Genomic DNA, 3641 nt, shown 5'->3' on the forward strand with positions numbered 1-3641 from the left:
CTGGCACCAACGCCTGCTGAACGTATGCCGCCGATGCCAGAATAGAGTCCTAAGCTACCAAAAAAGGCTTATCGATTGATTATCGATAAGCCTTTTTTATGGCTATGCTAAATCTATATGACGGCTCTACTCTTATCACTGCTTATTCTATTAAAACTCTACCATGCCAGCACGTAGTTGCTCGATAAGCTCTAAGAACTGCTGACGCCATTCACGAATAGTGCTCTCATCAGGTAGCCATTGATTCGATAAGGTCACCACATTAACGATCAAATCTTTTGGCGCTGCATTAACAGCCATTGAAGTATCTGCCAAAGATTCAGGCGGAACGGCATAAAGACAACGCTGATACGCGCGCTCGATATTAGCCAAAAAGCCTTTTTCGCGTAACTGCTTTAAGCGTAGGATTTCCGGAGAAACCTGTGTGCGCGTATCCAAAGCTTCTTCAATATCAGTCAATGTAGGCGCACTCTCTTGCAGCCCGTAAAATTGACTGAGCTCTTGTAAAAAAGCTAAAAAAGTCCCGTATAGATGAAAGATAGCGGTTTCACAATGCGCCTGATACAGCTGTTTGTCGTTACTACTGCCCGCAGCTTGACAAGCTAGGCGGCAAAAATACAGCTTTTGATTAGTGCGATCTGCTTGATATTTAGCAACGCGGCCTTTGTCTGCCATACGTATATTATCCTTGTTTAAGTTCTAAGTGATGGGCGCTGATTTAGTGTACTATTTTTTAAAATAAATTTCTTATAAAACCGTTTAAGAACACTGTCTTTGAGCGCATTCAACAGGTACAAAAAAGCCAGCAAAAATGCTGGCTTCTTTTATACGACAAACAATTAAGACTGGCTGTCTTGATTAAGCTCTTGGGCAAAGGCTTCATCAAAGCTTGTAAAGTCTTTGTTATCACTACCAGCAGGCATATCAAACGCTGCACTCATGTCTTTATCAAGCAGCTTTTGATCCGCTTTTTCTTTACGGGCTTTGTGATAAGCAAGGCCCGTACCAGCAGGAATCAAGCGACCGACAACGACGTTCTCTTTAAGACCGCGCAACTCATCAACTTTGCCTGTAACGGCAGCAGCAGTTAATACGCGAGTGGTCTCTTGGAAAGACGCCGCTGAGATAAAGCTCTCTGTTGCCAGACTCGCTTTAGTGATACCAAGCAACTGACGCTCATACTGTACTGGGAATTTATCTTCAGCTTCCAATTTAGCATTGAGTGCTTTGATATCCGCATACTCCGCTTGATCGCCTTTGAAGTGACCTGAGTCGCCAGCATCAGTAATCTCAACTTTACGCAGCATTTGGCGAATAATAACCTCAATGTGCTTATCGTTGATTTTTACCCCTTGCAAGCGGTAAACGTCTTGTACTTCGTTAACGATATAATCAGCAAGCGCGGTTTGACCTTTTAGGCGCAAGATGTCATGCGGGTTTTGCGGGCCATCAGCGATAACCTCACCGCGTGCTACCGTCTCATTTTCAAAGACGTTGATTTGGCGCCATTTCGGGATTAGCTCTTCATGAACCTCACCGTCTTCATTGGTAATGATAAAGCGGTTTTTGCCTTTGGTCTCTTTACCGAAGCTGACGACACCCGTCATCTCGGCCATAATCGCATGATCTTTGGGGCGACGGGCTTCAAATAGATCGGCGACGCGTGGTAGACCACCAGTAATATCTTTGGTACCTGACGAGGCTTGTGGTACGCGGCCTAAGATAGAACCTGCTGCGACCTCTTCACCATCACTGACACGAATGATCGTTTCAGCGGGCAAGAAGTAAACCACTTCTTTACCTTCATCAGTATTCAAGATAATCGCTGGACGCAAGTCTTTGGCGTTACTTGAACGGTCACGAGTCGCTAGAATCTCAAACGAGCTCATACCAGTAGCATCATCAACTTTGACCGTTGCTGTCATACCGTCAGTGATATCACTAAAGCGCGCTTTACCCGCAAACTCTGTGATAATAGGATGCGTGTGCGGATCCCACTTCGCGATAGTCTGACCGCCTTCGACCTGCTCACCGTTTTTGACCAGCACGCTTGAACCATAAGGCACTTTGTAACGCTCACGCTCACGGCCTAGCTCATCAGTCAAAGCAATCTCAGCGGATCGAGAGACAATAACTAAGTGACCATCAGTGTGCTCAACAGTCTTCATGTTCTCAAAATGCGCTTGACCTGCGTTGCGAACTGAGATGCTGTTATCAACAGAGGCCGAACTCGCAGCCCCGCCCACGTGGAACGTACGCATCGTTAACTGAGTACCCGGCTCACCGATAGACTGCGCTGCCATGACACCAACGGACTCACCGATATTAACTTTATGACCACGAGCAAGGTCGCGACCATAGCACTGCGAACAAACACCATGCTCGACATCACAAGTGATGACTGAGCGTACCCAGATGTCATCGATGGCGTTCTCGTCTAAAACATTGACCCAATGCTCATCGATCAGGGTACCTGTTGGTACCAAGATTTTTGACTCATCATTGTTATAAGTCACATCACGAGCAGTTACTCGGCCTAGTACTAAATCACCGAGCTTTTCGATGATCTCACCGCCTTGGATATGCGGTGTCATGAGCAAGCCTTGCTCAGTTCCACAGTCTTCAGTCGTAATGACTAAATCTTGTGCCACATCGACTAGGCGACGCGTTAGGTAACCTGAGTTAGCCGTTTTCAGTGCGGTATCGGCAAGACCCTTACGCGCACCGTGAGTTGAAATAAAGTACTGTAGTACCGTCAAACCTTCACGGAAGTTCGCTTTAATCGGTGTTTCGATAATCGAGCCATCCGGTTTTGCCATCAAGCCACGCATACCTGCAAGCTGACGAATCTGCGCGGCACTACCACGAGCGCCCGAATCTGACATGATGAAGATAGAGTTAAAGGATTTTTGCTCTTCCTCTTCCCCTTGTGCATTAATTACCTTGTCCGTTGCCAAATTATCCATCATCGCTTTAGCGACCTTGTCATTGGTACGTGACCAGATATCGACAACTTTGTTGTAACGCTCACCTGCGGTCACAAAACCTTGCTCAAACTGATCTTCGATCTCGCGTACTTCAGCTTCAGCGACTTCGATGATTTGTTTTTTGCTTGGCGGAATGACCATATCGTCAATACCGATTGATACGCCAGATAACGTTGCTTGTGCAAATCCAAGATACATCAATTGATCGGCGAACATAACGCTATCTTTGACGCCCATAGTACGGTAGCAAGAGTTAATCAAACGCGAGATGTTTTTCTTAGTCATCTCTTGGTTACACTCTTCAAACGCCATACCTTTGGGCATGATGTTCCAGATCAATAAACGACCGGCAACGGTATCTTTGATGCTAGTTGCGTCCGTATGATTGCCATCAGCGTCAATAATAGTTTCAGTGACGCGAACTTTGATTTTGGCATTGACATGCAAATCATTTGAGCCGATAGCGCGCAGTGCTTCGTTGACCGAAGCAAAAACCATGCTCTCGCCTTTGACATTCACTGATGAGCGGCTAATGTAGTACAGCCCCAAGACCACATCTTGCGAGGGTACGATAATCGGATCACCGTTTGCTGGCGATAAGATGTTGTTCGTTGACATCATAAGAGCGCGTGATTCAAGCTGCGCCTCTAGCGT

At 46.4% G+C, this 3641-nt stretch carries 2 protein-coding genes; both read right to left on the reverse strand.

Annotation, left to right across the window (positions count from 1 at the left end; translation table 11 throughout):
* Positions 1–150: 150 nt before the first annotated feature.
* On the reverse strand, positions 151–675 hold the full coding sequence (locus ACTXGO_RS11165) for a DUF6586 family protein (protein WP_317199256.1): 525 nt from the start codon (positions 673–675) through the stop codon (positions 151–153).
* A 164-nt stretch (positions 676–839) separates the two neighbouring features.
* On the reverse strand, positions 840–3641 hold a 2802-nt coding region (locus ACTXGO_RS11170), incomplete at its 5' end, for a DNA-directed RNA polymerase subunit beta' (protein ID WP_443574535.1).

The organism is Psychrobacter sp. T6-1, from assembly GCF_052258445.1.

Excerpts from the sequence above, each read along its gene's own strand:
- ACTXGO_RS11165 (WP_317199256.1), bottom strand. The coding sequence starts at position 675 with ATGGCAGACAAAGGCCGCGTTGCTAAATATCAAGCAGATCGCACTAAT.